Origin of the sequence: Anaerophaga thermohalophila DSM 12881, assembly GCF_000191885.1 — a bacterium.
GTDB classification, from domain to species: Bacteria; Bacteroidota; Bacteroidia; order Bacteroidales; family Marinilabiliaceae; genus Anaerophaga; species Anaerophaga thermohalophila.
Genome location: NZ_AEWI01000006.1, coordinates 1 through 18,672 on the forward strand (window position 1 = coordinate 1; position 18,672 = coordinate 18,672).

Genomic DNA, 18,672 nt, shown 5'->3' on the forward strand with positions numbered 1-18,672 from the left:
CCTTCTGCCTTCTGCCTTCTGCCTTCTGCCTTCTGCCTTCTGCCTTCCTCCTTCTGCCTTCTGCCTTCCTCCTACCTTTATCTTAAATCTAAAAATCTTTTAATCTTCACATCTAATTAAAAGACGGATTTCTGGGAAAATTAGTCCAGGTCTTATATATATCGCCCATTTCGTGCATGGCTATTTCCCATATATTATCCACATCACGGGTCATAATCAGTTCATCTCTCAGAGTAGATACCACCCAGCTGTTTTCAGCAATTTCACCTTCAAGCTGACCTGGCGCCCAACCGGAATAACCGGCAAAAAATTTAACTGACTGGCTGGATGCTTCACCACTGTTAATCATTCTTTTAAGATGATTAAAATCACCACCCCAGTACACGGTCGAAGTAATTTTTACTGACCCCGGAACCCGGTCGCCCAGCGTGTGCAAAAAGCTCATGGTATTGGAAGAAACCGGGCCCCCTACAAACAATTCGCCTTCGAAACTCAAGATGTCTTCTACAACCTCATCGGGATACAACTCAGTCGACTTATTCAGCACAAATCCTACAGTGCCTTCGTCATTATGCTCTGTAAGCAAAACTATGGAACGCCCGAAATAGGGCCCCTGCAAAAAGGGTTCGGCAATCAGCACCCTCCCTGCAGCCGGTTTAAGGTTGGTACGTGTAGGTTGGAAAATATTGAAATCCAGATTTTTCATGGTTGTTCGTTTTGGTCTGTTACCCCCTGAATCTAATAAATCAACAGATTAAATTATTGAACTGTTTATCACGCCAAATTATTAAATTTTTCTTCTTAACCTGTTTTATTCATCCGTATAAAATTTATTTATTAAGGTCGGATGGAACTCGCATGATTGAGTTTTATACATGTTCTGTTGTGACAGTCTTTGCCATGCTCGTTTCAAAAATTTAAAACAACAATGAGTTTGGCAACAAAAATGCCTTTTATACCGGGCTCATAAATTTACCATTCACTTTTTCAGATAACTCATTCTTCCTATCTAAATTAAGAAAAAAACATTCCAAGACCAAAAGTTTGCCCTATAAAAACATTCATTAATCAAATATAATGCTACACTCAAAACTAAAGGGTGGAAATTGCCTGCTGAATTACATAGATTTGTACGAATGATAAGAAGTTACACTGATGAACAGCAACTTAAAAACCATAACGCCAAAAGTCACCTTTGTGCTGATTATATTAATATTAATTACCGGGTGCCAAAGCCCGCGTAAAATGGTTTACCTGAAGGATGCATCAAAGCTGGATTCGACAATGGTGTTTCAGCAACCCATGAAGGAATATAGAATAGCTGAAAATGACGTCCTTTATGTCAGAATACTTACCGGAAATCCCGAAATTTCGGCGTTGTATAACAATGTTCCGACATCGGGTTTCAGCACCTCTATGAGCTCCGAGGCCGACCAGTATATCAATGGATTTACGGTCGACAAGACCGGCAATATCAATCTTCCTGTTCTGGGAAAACTTACCGTTGAAGGACTCACCCTCCATGAAGCAGAGGAACAAATACAGCACCTGGCCGATGAGTATCTTGTGGATGCAACGGTAATATTGAGATTGCTCAACTACAAGGTTACGGTATTGGGAGAAGTAAGACAACCAGGCGTTTACAGTCATTACAACGACCAAATGACCATCCTGCAGGCCTTGGGCAAAGCCGGGGATATCACCGACCTTGGCGACAAACGCAACATCATGGTCATCCGGTCGGTACCCGAAGGCAAAATCACATACCAGGTTGACCTTACCGAAAAGCAACTGCTTACATCACCGACCTTCTTTGTTAAACCCAATGATGTTATTTACGTTAAACCCTCAGGAGGCAAGGCTTTCCAGATCAACCTTCCCACGATGAGCATGATTCTTTCATCTGTCACTACGCTGATCGTATTGTTGCAGTATTTTGACAATCAATAAACCGAAGAAATTCAAACCAACCTGAAAATGAAGCAAAACGACTACATAAAGTCTTCTCAACAGGAAACAGATTCATTTACTAAACCCCATTCTCAAGACTTTATAAAAGTATTGAACCGGTTAGTGGACAAATGGTATCTGTTTGCCGGCGGTTTGATCATTGCTTTATCTGTGGCCGTCATCATTAATAGATTTTCTCATCCCATGTACCGGGGAAATACGACACTTCTTATCAGGTCTGAGCAAAACAAGCCAATTGGTGCCGAAGCGCTGATTCGCGATCTTTCTTTTGACGCCCACGATAACATTCGGAATCAAATCGGAATACTCAAATCCTATTCGTTGGCCAAACGAACACTGGAAGCACTCGATTTGGAAATCAGTTACAACAAAATTCCCCGTTTCTCAAGGAAGATACGCATGAACGCACTTTCAAGAGCCGTTTATCACAACTCGCCCATTGTGGTTCAACCCCAACCGGATACTCCGCAACTGTCAGAAGTTCCGTTTTATATTCAAATTATTTCTCCCCAAAAATACATTCTGGAATTTAGTACCATAGTCAACAACAAAGAAATCGCCCAAACAGACACTTTCAGGTTTGAGCAACCTGTTAAAAGTTCATATTTTTCATTTTCCGTTCACCTGCGAAATAAATATTCTCCCAAATTGACCGATAAATCTTCTGATATCTATACCCATGATTACAGCTTCATGTTTCACGACATTAAAAAACTGGCGGCAGAATACAGCAATAACCTGAAAGTAAACCTCTATTTTGACGATGCTTCCATTCTTGAATTAAGCCTGGAAGGCAAACATCCCGAGATAGTAGCAGATTTCCTGAACAGGCATGCAAAAACCTTTATCGAAAGCGGTCTGGAAGAAAAAAACAGAATTGCCAATGCCACCATCGAATTTATTGACAGACAAATTAGCGGCATATCGGATTCTTTGCAGGTAGCCGAATCGAACTTTCAGGAATTTCGTTCACAAAACAAGCTGATCAATATAAGTTCCGAAGGGAACTATGCCATGGAGAAGCTGGAAGCTCTTATTGCCGAAAAAAGCAATTTACAGCGAATGATAAAATATTACGACTATTTGTACGATTACATCCAAAATAAAGATGAATTCCAGGACGTAATTGTGCCAAGCACCATGGGAATCACCGATCAATCATTAAATAATCTGGTAAAACAACTAAGTGAAGCTTATACGGCCAGAAGTCGTTTACGCATGACCACCACGGAAAACAGTCCTCAGATAAAACAAATCAATAACGAAATCGAGACCATTCACAGCGCGCTTATCGAAAATGTAAGGAACATTATCAACACAACGCGTATAGAACTTGAAGAAATCAATCAGCAGATCGAAGAAGTCAACCGCGAAATACAACGCTTGCCCGGAACCGAAAGAAAATACATCAACATTCAGAGAGATTTTCAGCTCAATGACAATATCTACACATTCCTGCTTCAAAAGCGGTCGGAGGCAGGCATTGCCCTTGCCTCAAATATTTCCGACCATAAAATAATAGACCCGGCAATGGTTCAAAACACCAGGCAAACCACCCCCCGCCCTATGGCTAATATTGTCATTGCCGCCATTCTGGGGTTATTATTACCCGGACTGGGCCTTATTGTTGGTGACAGCCTGAACACAAGAATTACTTCAAGATACCTCGTCGAAGAAAACACGACACTTCCCGTATTGGGACACATAGAACACAACACGTATAACGAGACCTTACCGGTCATTCTTCATTCTTCCTCACCTTTGGCAGAATCTTTCAGAGCCTTAAGGACCAATATCGATTTTATGATCGGGAAAGAAAACATCTCACCGGTTATTGCCGTCACATCCTCTGTTTCAGGCGAGGGAAAATCTTTCTGTTCAGCCAATCTGGGCGCCATTCTGGCCATTACCGGGAAAAGAATACTGGTAGTCGGTATGGATTTGAGGAAACCTCAAACACACAGGGAATTCAAAGTTGACAATAAAGCAGGACTAAGTAATTATCTTCTCGGTACGGCATCGTTTCATGATATTGTAATACCTGCCGGAGTACAGAACCTGAGTGTTGTTACTTCCGGTCCCATCCCACCGAATCCGGCAGAATTATTGCAGTCCGGTAAGATGACCGATTTTCTGAATACGGCAAAAGAACATTTTGATGTCGTAATTCTCGATACACCTCCCCTGGCTTTGGTTTCGGACACACTGCTTATTACCGGAATGACTTCCCTGAATATTTTTGTTATCAGGCAGGGACATACCCGAAAACAAGCCATAGATTTTCTTAACCATCTTCATGAGAAGGGCCGGATTAACAGAACAGGGATTCTGGTTAATGACGTAAAAACACCTGACGGATACAGTTCCATATCGCGCTATAGATACGGATATGGGTACAGCCGTTTCAGAAAAAGCGGCTATTACAGTTAGTTTTTATTAACCGAATTGACTACCGTCACCCCCACTAACCGGTCGTATCTTCGGCCGGCCGGCCGGTAGTAAACCAGTATCAGGTAGTCGTTTTCTGTTCGCCCGAAACTCCCTTCAACCGGCATAACAGAGGTCTCTGAAGTTGATTGATTTTTAACCACATACTGATAGTTGTAATAGCCTTGCTTTAAAAGTAAAGTAGCATGATACAAATCATCGTCAAAGTTGAATGTCATCCGTGAGGTTTTATCCAGCTTCCAATTTGTCAATGCCCCGCTGATAAAAACCGCTTCGCCATTCACAGGAGGTTGCCAGTCAAGTGCAAAATGAACAAAGGCATAATCGGCCGACACTGCGGGCTCCTGCTCCTCCTGAACATCAATATAATAGCGTCCGTTCAAATCGTCATGATAATAGTAAGGTCTTTCGTTGAGAGGGTGATCGGTAAACACCCTGATATGATAAAAAGGGTCCGAAAAAGTAATATCTTCAACATGATCCGACTGAAAGCGAAAACTCCGTAAATCAACCCAACGATATTCATTTCCTCCCTCCATTATTACTTCCCGGTTATAGTTGAAATCCATAAAATCATTACCAATAAACAAGGGGCGAAGGCCTGTAATGGCATTATCGGTTCGTCCGTTCTGCATAATGGTTACATTAATCTCATTCGCCGGATCCATGATATTAATGCCGGGGTGCAACACTTCAAAATCGATTTCCTGAAAGTTGGAGCGCCCTGACGATAACATGGTATACTTGATGTCGGATTCAATCCTCACTTTTTGTTCCGTAACCATAAAGCGCCGGACGATTACCGCCTGCTCCCCGTTGTACCCTTCGAAGACTCTGAGCAGATAATTCCCCGACAACAACAGGCTTACATTTTCATTGGGAAACTCAAGTTCATAATGTACATAGTCGAAAGTGGTATTGAACGAACGCCGGTAGTTCTCAACCGGGACCGGATCATCGCCTCTGAAATACTCTGTATGCATCAGAATGGAAGGTGTCCAGTCGGCATTACACAGCTCAACGGTGTAATAATAGTTCTTAATCTCAGTTCCCAACTCATCGAACGAAAGAAACAGTTGCTGTCCCGAATTAAGCTCAATAAAAGGATAAGACATCGCCCATCCCTTGCGATGAAACAAAACCGTTTTTATGTTCTCTTCAGTTTTTTCGGGATCGGTAAAAGCGCCTAAATCTCCTGCAAACAGCGGGGTATAAATACCTAAAAAAAGGAAAAAACAAAGATTAAAGAAATTTTTACGCAAATAATCAGAACCAAAGACTCTCACCATTTGTTTGCCCAATGTGAAAAAGATATAAATACTCATTTTGAAGTGGTTTCAATTCCCTTAAAAATGCTCTAAAGTAATAAATTTAACTATTTTTGCAGGCAAATTCAAAAACCGTTTTTCAAACATGTCTGAGGTAATCAAAATAAAAAAAGGGTTGGATATCCCGCTCAAAGGCAAAGCCGACAAAGTCTTTGGTCAGGCCCAATTGCCCGATTTGTTTGCCATAAAACCCACCGATTTTAACGGTGTGGTACCAAAAATGGTCATCAAAGAAGGTGAAAAAGTAAAGGCAGGCTCTGTATTGTTTTTCGACAAGTATCAGCCCGATGTAAAATTTGTTTCTCCCGTCAGTGGTCATCTCGAAGCTGTAATACGGGGAGAGCGGCGGAAAATCCTCGAGGTTGTTGTTAAATCGGATGGTAAAAACGAGACCATCGATTTCGGCAAAGAAGATATTTCTTCTCTCGAGCGCGGTGCAGTGATAAAAAAGATGCAGGAAGCCGGGGCATGGCCCTACTTGCGCCAGCGTCCTTACGACGTTATAGCAAAGCCGGAGCATACGCCGAAAGCCATCTATATTTCCGGATTTGATACGGCTCCATTGGCGCCCGACTATGATTTCATCATGACCGGAAAAGAAAAAGAATTTCAGGCTGGGATTGATGTTCTGAAAAAGCTTTGTGAAAATATCCATATAGGTATTAACGATGAAGCTGCGTCAAAACTTTATCTCAACACAAAGGGAGTGGAAATACACCGGTTCAGCGGGCCTCATCCGGCCGGAAATGCCGGGATTCAAATCCATCATGTAATGCCCGTTAACAAGGGCGAAACAGTATGGACCATAAAACCACAGGAAGTAGCTGCCCTGGGCAACCTGTTCACAACCGGCAAACACGATTTTTCCCGCACAATTGTGGTAGCAGGTTCCGAAATCAAGAAGCCCGCTTATTATCATACCGTTGTAGGAGCGTGTATTGCTCCTTATATCAGCAATAACATCAATACCGATGAACATGTCCGCCTGATAAGTGGAAACGTTCTTACCGGAACTCAAATAAGCGAAGAGGGATATCTGGGTTTCTACCATTCGCAACTTACCGCCATTCCCGAAGGTGACGACTATGAATTTTTAGGTTGGGCCAAACCGGGCTTTGAAAAATACAGTGTTTCACGTACCTATTTCAGCTGGCTGCAACCCCGAAAAGAATACAGGCTTAATGCCAACATACATGGAGGTAAGCGGGCCATTGTTTTATCGGGCGTGTACGAGAAAGTACTTCCTATGGACATCCTCCCCGAACAGCTCTTCAAAGCGATTCTTGTTGAGGACATCGATAAAATGGAACAACTCGGCATTTATGAGTTGGCTGAAGAAGATGTTGCACTCTGCGAATTTGTTTGTCCTTCAAAAATGAATTTGCAGAAAATCTTACGCAACGGCATTGAACTGATGATAAAAGAGCTGGGCTAGCCTGTCCGGTACAGAGAAATCACGGCTTTATTGCCCAAAACACGAGTTCGATAACATAAAAAAACAAATATTTTCGAATGAAGGCATTACGAAGATTTATTGATAAGATCAAACCCCACTTTGAAAAAGGCGGAAAGTTTGAAAAGCTACACTCCACATTCGATGCATTCGAGACCTTTTTGTTTGTCCCGAATACCACCAACAAAGACGGGGTACATGTACGCGATGCCATGGACATGAAACGAACCATGGCCACAGTTGTTCTTGCCGTGGTACCGGCATTGCTTTTTGGCATCTGGAATGCCGGTTATCAACATTTTTTGGCTACGGGTCAGGAAGCGGATTTCTGGCCGATGGTCGGGCATGGATTTTTAAAAGTTTTCCCGATCATCGTTGTTTCTTACGTGACCGGTCTGGGTATTGAGTTTATTTTTGCGCAAATACGGGGGCACGAGGTTAACGAGGGCTTCCTTGTATCAGGCATACTGATTCCGCTGATCGTCCCGGTTGACATTCCTTTATGGATGGTAGCTGTAGCCACAGCATTTGCAGTAATTATCGGCAAAGAAGTTTTTGGAGGAACAGGAATGAACATCTGGAACCCGGCACTTTTGGCACGGGCATTTTTGTTTTTTTCCTATCCCGCATACATGTCGGGCGACACCATCTGGATCAGCGGCCTCTCAAGCGGTGAAGGTATCGTAGATGGCTTTTCGGGAGCCACCGCCCTCGGTGCAGCTGTTACCACAGGCAATATTGACAAGTTTTCCTTCATGGATAGTTTCCTCGGAATCATTCCCGGATCTGTTGGTGAAACCTCCACGCTTGCCATACTGATAGGTGCATTGATTCTGATATACACAGGTGTTGGAAGCTGGCGCATCATGCTCTCCGTTTTTGCAGGAGGGTTCCTGATGGCGCTTGGATTCAATGCGATAGGATCTACTCCACTGATGCAAATTCCCGCCTGGCATCATTTGGTACTCGGAGGTTTTGCATTCGGTGCTGTTTTTATGGCTACCGATCCGGTATCAGCCACCCGAACAACGAAAGGCAAATACATCTATGGCTTTCTTATAGGGGTGCTAAGTATTATGATCAGGGTTTTCAACCCGGCCTACCCCGAAGGCGTCATGCTGGCCATTTTGCTGATGAATACTTTTGCTCCACTGATTGACCACTTCGTAGTAGAAAGCAACATCAAGCGACGCCTTAAAAGAGCAAGTATAACCGCATAACAATTGATACAATGGACAGACAAGGAAATAAATATACCTTTCTTTATGCTTCGGTGATGGTGATTGTAGTAGCCACCGTGCTTGCATTTGTTTCGGAAGCGCTCAATCCCATCCAGAAAAAGAATGAAGAAGAGGCAAAAATGATGGACATACTCAGGTCAGTCAACATAGAAAGTACTACCGCCGATGTCGCCGAAAAATACAACAAATACATCGGCGACAAAGTCTTCATCGTTAACTACGAAGGTGAACGCCAGGAAGCCAACGCACAAACAGCGTTCAATATCGACCTGAGCAAAGAAGTAAGAAAACCTCTGAGTGAAAGACAATATCCCGTTTACGAATGTCATCTTGACAATGGAGAGGTCAAATACATCCTGCCCGTTCGTGGCAATGGTTTATGGGGGCCTATTTGGGGATACATAGCACTCAACGAAGATAAAAATACAATTTACGGAACTACCTTCGACCATGAAGGAGAAACCCCCGGATTAGGAGCTGAAATTACCAACGAAGCTTTTCAGAAACAATTCGTGGGAAAGACCATTTTCAATGAAGAAGGAGAACTCGTTTCCATCAATGTAGTCAAAGGCGGAGCCCCGGACGATGCACCGCACGGTGTGGATGCCATCTCGGGAGGAACCATCACCAGTCACGGAGTGGAAAACATGTTGATGGATTATTTTAGTGGTTACGAAGCATTTTTAAAAAAATAAAAAGAGAGAACTATGAGCAGTGAGAAAGAACCTTTGTTCTCATCGAAGAACCTGAAACTGTTAACGACACCGCTGGGAGCAAAAAACCCAATTACCGTACAGGTACTGGGTATATGTTCGGCCCTGGCGGTAACTGCAAAGCTCGAACCGGCCATTGTGATGGCCCTCTCGGTGGTCTTTGTACTTGTTTTTTCAAACCTGATAATATCGTTACTGAGAAATACCATTCCGTCGCGTATCCGGATAATCGTTCAGTTGACAGTAGTTGCCTCTCTGGTAATCCTGGTAGATCAGATACTGAAAGCTTATGCGTATGAAATCAGCAAACAGTTGTCGGTATTCGTTGGTCTGATCATCACCAACTGTATCATCATGGGACGCCTCGAGGCATTTGCCCTGGGTAACAAACCGTGGCCTTCGGTGCTTGACGGTTTCGGAAACTCAGCAGGATACGGAATAATCCTGGTCATTGTCGGTATTGTAAGAGAATTATTCGGAACGGGAAACTTAACATTGCCCGGCATTGGTGAAATACAGATCGTTCCTGACGTAATGTACCAGTGGGGCTATGTTGACAATGGTTTGATGATCCTGCCCCCGATGGCACTGATCACCGTTGGCATCATTATATGGATACAACGGTCAAGAAACAAAGACCTGATTGATGCAAGCTGATTGTTGATCAGAAATCGGGAAGAGTATAAGATGAAGATTGAAAAACCAATAAACACAGAAAGATGGAAAATCTGCTAAATATATTTGTAAAGTCCATTTTCATTGAGAACATGATTTTTGCCTACTTTCTGGGCATGTGTTCTTACCTGGCGGTTTCAAAAACCGTCAAGACATCCTTCGGACTGGGAATTGCAGTTGTTTTTGTTTTAGGCATTACAGTGCCGGCCAACTATCTGCTCGAGAATTATGTCCTGAAAGAAGGCGCTTTGAGCTGGTTGGGCGAAGGATTTGAAAACATTAACCTGAGTTTTCTGAGCTTTATCATGTTCATTGCTGTTATTGCATCTATGGTACAACTCGTTGAGATGATCGTAGAAAAATTTGTTCCGGCACTCTATACCTCTCTGGGAATTTTCCTCCCGCTAATTGCCGTAAACTGTGCAATTCTGGGAGGTTCGCTCTTTATGCAGCAGCGTGACTATGCCAATATTGGTGAAGCAGCAGTTTTCGGTATCGGCTCAGGTATTGGATGGCTTTTGGCCATTGTCGGTATTGCCGCCATAAGAGAAAAAATAAAGTACTCTGATGTTCCGGCTCCCCTTCGCGGCCTGGGAATAACCTTCATTATTACAGGCCTCATGGGTATTGCATTTATGAGTTTCATGGGTATTCAACTTTAAAAAGAGCACTCGAAAATGAATCTATTAGTTATTTCACTACCGGTGATCATAACCAGCGCCATTGTCTTTCTGACCGTGATCATTCTGCTGGTTTCGATCCTCTTGTATGCAAAAAAGAAACTAACACCCCAGGGAAAAGTCACTATTGACATTAATGATGGCGAGAAACAACTTGAAGTGGACAGCGGGCAAACACTGCTTGCCGCTCTGGGCAACAACAAAATTTTTCTGCCATCGGCTTGCGGCGGAGGCGGAACATGCGCCATGTGTCGCTGCCAGGTACACGAAGGCGCCGGATCAATTCTGCCAACCGAAACCGGCTATTTCACCCGTAAAGAACAAATGCAGGACTGGCGTTTGGCCTGTCAGGTGAAGGTAAAAGACAACATTAAAATGGAAATTCCACAGGAAATTCTTGGTATCAAAAAGTGGGAATGCACAGTTGTCTCTAATAAAAACGTTGCGACATTCATCAAAGAGTTTGTGGTTAAACTTCCTGAGGGTGAAACACTCAATTTCAAATCAGGCGAATATATCCAGATTGATGTTCCAAAAATTGATGTAGACTTTAAGGATATTGAAGTGGAAGAAGAATTCCGGGGCGACTGGGAAAAATTCAACATGTTTGACCTGAAGATGCACAATCCGGAACCCACATTCCGTGCCTACTCTATGGCCAATCATCCGGCCGAAAATAACATCATCATGTTGAATGTCCGAATTGCTACTCCACCTTTCGACAGAGTTAACGGGGGGTTCCAAAAACTTAATCCCGGCATCTGTTCTTCCTATATCTTCTCACGTAAACCGGGCGACAAGGTAACCATTTCAGGCCCCTACGGAGAATTCTTCCTGAAAGATACCGATCGCGAAATGATGTTTATCGGTGGTGGTGCAGGGATGGCCCCAATGCGCTCACATATTTTCCACCTGTTTCATACACTGAAAACCGATCGCAAAGTAAGTTTCTGGTACGGGGCACGTTCCAAACGTGAAATTTTCTACGAAGAAGATTTCCGTGATATCGAAAAAAGATTTGACAATTTCGATTTCACCATTGCTCTCTCCGAGCCCTTACCCGAGGATAACTGGGACGGACCGACCGGTTTTATTCATTCAGTAATTTATGAAAAATACCTGAGCAAACACGAAGAACCCGAAGAAATAGAATATTATCTGTGCGGACCCCCGATGATGAATGCTGCAGTACAGAAAATGCTGTACGATCTGGGCGTTCCCGACGAAATGATAGCATTCGACGACTTTGGGTCATAATAAATGACAGGTGCAGGGCAGAAAACCGTAAATGGCACTTATGCACAGCCCATTAGAGCAATAGTTCATTGAAAATTTTCTAAAGGCGGAGACGCCATGACGCAAAGGTTTCCTTAGTTATATATCTCATAAAAGCCGATGGATATATGAATAACGCCTGGACGCGTGTTCGCAAAACTTTTACGGACTGTTGAGCAGATTAGAATAAAAAGATAACCGGGAAATAACATCCCGGTTTGCCACGATGTTCAAAAAAGGACTGTCGCCAAAGCAACAGTCCTTTTTTACCTGACCTGGACAAACATGAACCAACAAGCTATAAAAAATCAAATCAGGATGTAAAAACATGAAAAAATCTCTTTTGTTGCATCATCCCGTTATTCTTATTGTTGTTTTGCTGTTGTCATCTTCCTGCAGCCGGAATAACTGGATAAAAAATGAAGGTGAAGTATTCGGCACCTATTATCACCTGATATATGAAAGTCCGGAAGGGAAAAATCTGAACGATGAAGTTATGCTTGCCCTTGATTCCGTCAATCGCGCTTTGTCAACTTATGATTCAACATCAGTAATATCCCGTTTCAACCGGTCGAAAAAAGGAATAGAGGTCAACAACGATCATTTTCGTGCCGTTTTTACAGCAGCCTGTAGAATTACAGAGATAACAGAAGGCGCTTTTGACATGACAGTTGCGCCGCTTGTTAATGCCTGGGGGTTCGGTTTCTCTAAGCGACAAAATATGACACCGGCCCTTATCGACTCCCTGCGAATGCTGGTGGGAATGGATAACATAACGATCGAAGGTGATTCGGTTTTGAAAAGCACGTCCGGAATTATGCTCGACGCTTCAGCCATAGCAAAAGGCTACGGTGTAGATGTTGCTGCAAAAGTTCTGGAACGATATGGTTGTAAAAATTACATGGTGGAAATTGGCGGCGAGATAACAACAAAAGGGATGAATCCAAAAAACATTCCCTGGCGCATTGGAATAGACAAACCCATTGATGACCCTTCAGCCTCAAACAGAGAAATACAGACTGTGATACAACTTTCCGGGAAGTCTATGGCCACCAGCGGAAATTACAGACAATTCTATATCGACAAAAAGACCGGCAAAAAATATGCACATACCATCGATCCTCTGTCGGGAGAACCCGTGCAGCATTCTCTCTTAAGCGCTTCTATTATCGCAGATGATTGTATGACTGCCGATGCCTGGGCTACTGCCTGCATGGTGATGGGTCTTGAAAAAAGCCTTGAATTATTACGTCAACATCCTGAGGTGGACGGCTATTTTATTCACGCTACTCAAGATGGCATGGAGGTTTCGTGGACTGAAGGATTTGAAAAATATTTTTCAGCCGACGACTAATCTGCTTTATTCTTTAATATCCGAAATAACCTGCCCTGAACCGCAACTTTCGGTCCCTGCATGACAGGCACATGAACCTCCGCTGCAAGTAGTCAATGTGGCATCTTTTTTAAAAAAGATTTTCAATGCCAACCCTGCAAAAGCAAGTGCAACCAACAAAATTGTAATTCCTACCATTATCAGTACTGTATTCATAATCCTACTCCTTTGCTTTTTCTGTTTGTACAAAGATAATGTATTTGATTTTCGGATGCAAATATCTGGATTAAGATTCGTCTTTAAATTCTAAGTTAATTTAATTTGGAGATGCTATGCGTTTTGTCTATGTTTTATTCCACGCTAAGAACGCAAAATTAAAGGAATGCAAAAATCGCAAAGAAAAGATTTCATCCGTATATAATTAATCGTCTAAGTTATTGGTCGGATGGAACTCGCATGCAAGAACTTATACATATTCTGTTGTGGAAAACGTTGTCATGCTCGTTTCATAGCTTTTGCGTGCAAAATCTTACCGGCACCTCAATAGCCAAAATATAGCAGCCTGTTTCACAAAAGAGAACAATTCTACGATAAAGTATCTTTAAGAAGATGCTTTCGATCTTTCCTTGCAATTCTATCTTGCGTAGTAGCGCAGAAAATTCCACGACGTGCCATATCTCTGTTTCCCCCTATATGAATATTCGGGAAATGACCGTTTTTCTTCAATAGAATGCGGATAGCCATGAGGGCTGTAATCACAGCCATCAATAAAATACTAATGACAAGAAGTTTAAGTATCATCTTCAACTGTTTTGGACTCTGCAAAAATACAAAAAACAGCTCGTTTTAAACATTCACCTGCAACTTTGTGTTTGAATAATGCAACGGGATATGCATTGGCCGGATTTTATCCCCGCAGTACCCGGCCGGAAAAATGTTTCACCGGTCGTGTGTGAATAAACCGCCCAAAAATATACCTTTGCTTTGTTGGAATGCCTATGGAGAGCTTAACCGACACAAATAAACGGCAATGATCACAAGCAACACAAAAGAAAAAGAAAATATCAGGAACATTCAGGACGATACTGAAGAAAAAGAAGCAATTAAATTCGAAGAGTTCCGCAGGGAAGTACTAAACGATTACAAACTGGCACATCTAAGCCGTCAGATGAGTCTTCTTGCCAGACGGGAAGTGTTAAGCGGAAAAGCCAAATTCGGAATCTTTGGTGATGGCAAAGAGATAGCACAAATTGCCATGGCCAGGCAATTCAAAGAAGGCGACTGGCGCTCGGGTTATTATCGTGATCAGACCTTTATGCTGGCCACGGGAATGACCACCCCAAAGCAGTTCTTTGCCATGCTTTACGGAGAAACCCGTACCGAACTAAACCCCGACAATGGCGGACGCTCTATGAATAACCATTTCGGCACCAGACTGATTGATCCTGACGGAAACTGGATTAACCAGGCCGAAAACAAAAATTCCGCTTCCGACATCAGTCCAACGGCCGGACAAATGCCACGACTTGTCGGACTGGCACTTGCCTCAAAACTTTACCGCGAACAACCCGAACTAAACCACCTCAAATCGTTCAGTAAAAACGGAAATGAAGTGGCTTTCGGTACTATCGGAGATGCCAGCACTTCAGAAGGATTGTTCTTTGAAACCATGAACGCTGCTGCTGTCCTCCAAATTCCCATGGCTGTCTCTGTCTGGGACGACGGGTACGGAATTTCCGTTCCGGTTGATCTTCAGACTGTGAAGGCCAGCATTTCCAAAGCACTCAAAGGTTTTGAGAAGCAAAAAGGCGACGCCAGCGGAATCCGCATCTATGAGGGGTATGGCTGGGATTATGCCGGATTATGCCAAATGTACGAAGAAGGCATTCGAAAATGCAGAGAAGAACACGTTCCTGTCTTGTTTCATGTAAAGGAACTGACACAACCTACAGGGCATTCAACTTCCGGTTCTCATGAACGCTATAAGCCAAAGGAAAGACTCGAATGGGAAAAAGAAAAAGACGGCCTCCTCCAAATGCACAAATGGATTTTGGAAACAAAGCTGGCCGATGAGGCCACCCTGAATCGCCTGGCAACGGAAGCTCAGGAAGAGGCCCATACTGCCCGGAAAGAAGCATTCCGTGAGATTATGGCCCCTATCAAAGAAGAAAAAATGCAACTGATTGAAATGGTCAGACAAAAAAAATGCGTTTGCCATTCACGGGGAGAAGAACAGATCAATGCCATTATCGACAACCTGAATAACGTTGTCACCCTCAACCGAAAAGAAATCCTAAGCTCGGCCCGGAAGATACTCCGCCACGTGTGTGTATCCTGCAACAACCCGGGAGGGCTAAAAGAACAGCTTCGCGAATGGATTGCCGATTACTTTGAAAGTGGTCGTGAAAAATACAACCGGTATCTCTATGATGAATCCGATGCCTCACCCCTGAAAACAGAACCTGTAATGCCCGAATATTCAAAAGATGCACCATTGGTCCCCGGACGCGAAATAATTCGGGACAATTTCGACGCTCTTTTTGCAAAAGACCCCCGAATACTGACACTTGGTGAAGATACAGGAAAACTGGGGGATGTTAACAGAACACTTGAAGGACTACAGGAAAAATATGGAGCGTGGAGAGTAAGAGATACGGGCATTCACGAAGCAACCATTATAGGTGAAGGCATTGGCCTTGCGCTCAGGGGACTCCGCCCGATTACCGAAATTCAGTACTTCGGTTATTTGCTTTACACATTACATGTTATCAGCGACGATGTAGCGACAACCCATTACCGCACCAAAGGCGGGCAGAAAGTTCCTCTGATCATCAGAACCCGTGGACACCGGCTCGAAGGCATCTGGCATTCGGGATCACCTCTTAGCATGGTCATCAACAGCATCAGAGGCGTTCATGTTTGTGTACCCCGCGACATGACACGGGCGGCCGGGATGTACAATACCTTGCTGCAAGGCGAAGACCCGGCACTCATCATCGAACCACTTAACGGTTACAGAATCAGGGAAAAGCAACCTTCCAATTTTGGTGAATTCAGAATCCCGCTCGGCATTCCTGAAGTATTGACCGAAGGAACTGATGTTACACTTGTTACTTATGGCTCATGTGTACGAATTGCACAGGAAGCCATAACCCAACTGAAAGAAACCGGCATTTCGGTCGAACTGATTGATGTCCAAACATTGCTCCCTTTCGACATAAAAGGCATAATTCTAAACTCGTTAAAGAAAACCAACCGCATTGTTTTCTTCGACGAAGATGTCCCGGGCGGAGCCACGGCATACATGTTGCAAAAAGTCATTGAAGAACAGGGTGGCTTTTATTATCTCGATGCTAAACCCGTAACCGTCACCGCCAAAGACCACAGGCCGGCCTACGGTACAGATGGCGACTATTTCAGCAATCCCAATGCCGAAGACGTTTATGAGGCCATTTATGACATGATGGGTGTGGCTTATCCCGAAAAGTTTCCACCTATTTATTAGAAGTTCAGGGTTCGGGGTTCGGAATAAATTGATCAGTCATTCATTTTTACATCGCCGGGTTTTATCAGAATCACCCCCTATATGTTTAAAACCGGTTCTGTGAAGAATATTTACCCCTTTGAATGGGGGTAACGCCCCTTTGAGAAGAGGTAATGCCAGTCTTCCTTTATGCATCGGAAATACCTGACATTTTTCATAACATAAGCACCGGTAATTGATTAGATTTGTAATAGAGAGTTTACTCATTCGTAACTAAGATATTGCTAACATCTAAAAACCAAGTGCTATGCCAAAAGGAGTCTTTAAGGTTCCCCCCATTGCCAACGAACCGGTTTTAACTTATGCCCCGGGAACCAGGGAACGCACAGAACTGAAAAAACAACTCGAAGCCTTTCGTGCCGTTGAACTTGATATTCCAATGTTCATTGGCGGTGAAGAAATCAGAACAGGGAAGAAAGTATCCATCCATCCGCCCCATGAATTGAAACATTGTCTCGGACATTATCATCAGGGCGACGAGTCGCATGTACACCAGGCTATTGATGCCGCTCTCATGGCCCGCCCCAGATGGGCGGAAATGAGCTGGGAACATCGGGCATCCATATTTCTGAAAGCAGCCGATCTGATATCAGGACCTTATCGCCAAAAGATCAATGCAGCCACGATGCTGGGCCAGTCGAAAAGCGTTTTCCAGGCCGAGATAGACAGTGCCTGTGAATTGGCCGACTTTTTGCGTTTCAACGTGAAGTACATGGCACAAATTTATGAAGACCAGCCAACATCATCGAAGAACATCTGGAACAGAGTTGAATACAGACCGTTGGAAGGATTTGTTTTTGCACTTACACCTTTTAACTTTACGTCTATTGCAGGGAACCTGCCATCGGCCCCGGCCATGATGGGCAATGTGGTAATCTGGAAACCTTCAAAAACAGCCATCTATTCGGCAAATATCATAATGCAGATATTCCGTGAAGCAGGCGTACCGGAAGGCGTCATCAACCTGGTATTTGCGAGCGGCCCGATTGTAGCAAGGGAAGTCTTTTCACACCCCGAATTTGCAGGCTTTCACTTTACAGGCTCCACAGAGGTATTCCAATCTATCTGGAAAACCATTGGAGAGAACATTCATCGCTACAAAAGTTATCCCAGAATTGTTGGAGAAACCGGTGGAAAAGATTTCATTATTGCTCACAAATCATGTGATGCAAAAGCTGTTGCAACTGCCATCACCAGAGGTGCATTTGAGTACCAGGGGCAAAAATGTTCGGCAGTATCCAGGGCGTACATGCCGGACAGTCGCTGGGAAGAAATCAAAGCCGAAGTGCTCCGTCAGCTCAGTGAAGTTAAAATGGGACCACCCGAAGATTTCAGCAATTTCGTAAATGCAGTGATCGACGAAGCATCCTTTGACAAACTTGAAGCAGCCATTAAAGAAGCTGACAATCATCCCGAAGCCAAAATAATTGCAGGCGGCAGCTGCGATAAATCGGTCGGATATTATATAGAACCAACCATTATTCTCACCACAAACCCGCAATACAGGACAATGCAGGAAGAACTCTTTGGGCCGGTATTGACCGTTTATGTCTATGACGACCTGAAATTCGATGAAACACTCGATATTCTTGACAAAACATCAATATACGGACTAACGGGAGCTGTATTCGCCAAAGACCGTTACATCATAGAAAAGGTTACGAAAAGACTGGTTAATGCCGCCGGAAATTTCTACATCAACGACAAACCAACCGGCGCTGTCGTAGGTCAACAACCCTTTGGGGGTGCAAGAGGTTCGGGCACGAACGACAAAGCCGGCTCTTTATTTAACATGATTCGGTGGGTTTCACCACGTACCATAAAGGAAAACTTTATACCGCCAACCGATTTTAAATACCCATACATGGAAAAAGAATAACCGGTCTTTTCCAAAAGTGAGGGTTTCACATAAAGTGAAGCCCTCATTTTTTTCACCGCATTCCGGCTTATTGTTTTATTTCCAGAAATAATTAACTTTGCATTAGAGGAATTACACGCCCATAATAAAGAG

At 43.6% G+C, this 18,672-nt stretch carries 15 protein-coding genes; 11 read left to right on the forward strand and 4 right to left on the reverse strand.

Annotated elements, in window-relative coordinates; translation table 11 throughout:
* Positions 1 to 112: 112 nt before the first annotated feature.
* Complete coding sequence (locus tag ATH1_RS0102640) at positions 113 to 706, reverse strand: YqgE/AlgH family protein (RefSeq protein WP_010417152.1); 594 nt, start codon at positions 704 to 706, stop codon at positions 113 to 115.
* 449 nt (positions 707 to 1,155) lie between these two features.
* On the opposite strand from ATH1_RS0102640, the gene ATH1_RS0102645 reads away from it, so the two are divergent.
* Positions 1,156 to 1,950, forward strand: a complete 795-nt coding sequence (locus ATH1_RS0102645; protein ID WP_010417154.1) for a polysaccharide biosynthesis/export family protein — start codon at positions 1,156 to 1,158, stop codon at positions 1,948 to 1,950.
* Between the two features lie 27 nt (positions 1,951 to 1,977).
* Complete coding sequence (locus tag ATH1_RS0102650) at positions 1,978 to 4,401, forward strand: GumC family protein (RefSeq protein ID WP_010417155.1); 2,424 nt, start codon at positions 1,978 to 1,980, stop codon at positions 4,399 to 4,401.
* Here the strand turns inward: ATH1_RS0102650 and ATH1_RS0102655 are convergent.
* Positions 4,398 to 5,744 (reverse strand): type IX secretion system plug protein, encoded by a 1,347-nt coding sequence (locus tag ATH1_RS0102655; RefSeq protein ID WP_010417157.1) that lies wholly within the window; start codon positions 5,742 to 5,744, stop codon positions 4,398 to 4,400. The genes ATH1_RS0102650 and ATH1_RS0102655 overlap by 4 nt on opposite strands.
* 88 nt (positions 5,745 to 5,832) lie before the next feature.
* On the opposite strand from ATH1_RS0102655, the gene ATH1_RS0102660 reads away from it, so the two are divergent.
* The 7 genes from ATH1_RS0102660 (at position 5,833) to ATH1_RS0102695 (ending at position 13,138) form a co-directional block, all read left to right on the forward strand.
* Positions 5,833 to 7,182, forward strand: a complete 1,350-nt coding sequence (locus ATH1_RS0102660) for a Na(+)-translocating NADH-quinone reductase subunit A (protein WP_010417159.1) — start codon at positions 5,833 to 5,835, stop codon at positions 7,180 to 7,182.
* Between the two features lie 77 nt (positions 7,183 to 7,259).
* Positions 7,260 to 8,420, forward strand: coding sequence for an NADH:ubiquinone reductase (Na(+)-transporting) subunit B (locus ATH1_RS0102665; RefSeq protein ID WP_010417161.1), 1,161 nt, complete (start codon positions 7,260 to 7,262; stop codon positions 8,418 to 8,420).
* Between the two features lie 11 nt (positions 8,421 to 8,431).
* The gene (gene nqrC, locus ATH1_RS0102670; RefSeq protein ID WP_010417163.1) at positions 8,432 to 9,136 is read left to right on the forward strand and encodes an NADH:ubiquinone reductase (Na(+)-transporting) subunit C; all 705 of its coding nucleotides are present in this window, start codon (positions 8,432 to 8,434) and stop codon (positions 9,134 to 9,136) included.
* A 12-nt stretch (positions 9,137 to 9,148) separates the two neighbouring features.
* Positions 9,149 to 9,811, forward strand: a complete 663-nt coding sequence (locus ATH1_RS0102675; RefSeq protein WP_010417165.1) for an NADH:ubiquinone reductase (Na(+)-transporting) subunit D — start codon at positions 9,149 to 9,151, stop codon at positions 9,809 to 9,811.
* A gap of 62 nt (positions 9,812 to 9,873) precedes the next feature.
* On the forward strand, positions 9,874 to 10,491 hold the full coding sequence (gene nqrE, locus ATH1_RS0102680) for an NADH:ubiquinone reductase (Na(+)-transporting) subunit E (protein ID WP_010417168.1): 618 nt from the start codon (positions 9,874 to 9,876) through the stop codon (positions 10,489 to 10,491).
* Positions 10,492 to 10,506: 15 nt separating this feature from the next.
* Positions 10,507 to 11,766 carry an NADH:ubiquinone reductase (Na(+)-transporting) subunit F gene (gene nqrF / locus ATH1_RS0102685; RefSeq protein ID WP_010417170.1) on the forward strand — a complete coding sequence of 420 codons (1,260 nt, stop codon included), beginning with the start codon at positions 10,507 to 10,509 and terminating at the stop codon, positions 11,764 to 11,766.
* 346 nt (positions 11,767 to 12,112) lie between these two features.
* Positions 12,113 to 13,138 (forward strand): FAD:protein FMN transferase, encoded by a 1,026-nt coding sequence (locus ATH1_RS0102695; protein WP_010417174.1) that lies wholly within the window; start codon positions 12,113 to 12,115, stop codon positions 13,136 to 13,138.
* A 6-nt stretch (positions 13,139 to 13,144) separates the two neighbouring features.
* Here ATH1_RS0102695 and ATH1_RS0102700 read toward each other — a convergent pair whose 3' ends face one another.
* Together ATH1_RS0102700 and ATH1_RS0102705 are read right to left on the reverse strand one after the other, a co-directional pair.
* Positions 13,145 to 13,333 carry a hypothetical protein gene (locus tag ATH1_RS0102700; RefSeq protein WP_010417175.1) on the reverse strand — a complete coding sequence of 63 codons (189 nt, stop codon included), beginning with the start codon at positions 13,331 to 13,333 and terminating at the stop codon, positions 13,145 to 13,147.
* A gap of 369 nt (positions 13,334 to 13,702) precedes the next feature.
* Complete coding sequence (locus ATH1_RS0102705) at positions 13,703 to 13,918, reverse strand: hypothetical protein (RefSeq protein ID WP_010417177.1); 216 nt, start codon at positions 13,916 to 13,918, stop codon at positions 13,703 to 13,705.
* Positions 13,919 to 14,147: 229 nt separating this feature from the next.
* Between ATH1_RS0102705 and ATH1_RS0102715 the strand changes: the two genes are divergently transcribed.
* Both ATH1_RS0102715 and pruA read left to right on the forward strand, forming a co-directional pair.
* Complete coding sequence (locus ATH1_RS0102715; RefSeq protein ID WP_010417179.1) at positions 14,148 to 16,622, forward strand: alpha-ketoacid dehydrogenase subunit alpha/beta; 2,475 nt, start codon at positions 14,148 to 14,150, stop codon at positions 16,620 to 16,622.
* Positions 16,623 to 16,908: 286 nt separating this feature from the next.
* A complete protein-coding gene (pruA, locus tag ATH1_RS0102725) occupies positions 16,909 to 18,540 on the forward strand; it encodes an L-glutamate gamma-semialdehyde dehydrogenase (RefSeq protein WP_010417184.1) in 1,632 nt (543 codons plus the stop codon).
* Positions 18,541 to 18,672: the final 132 nt, after the last annotated feature.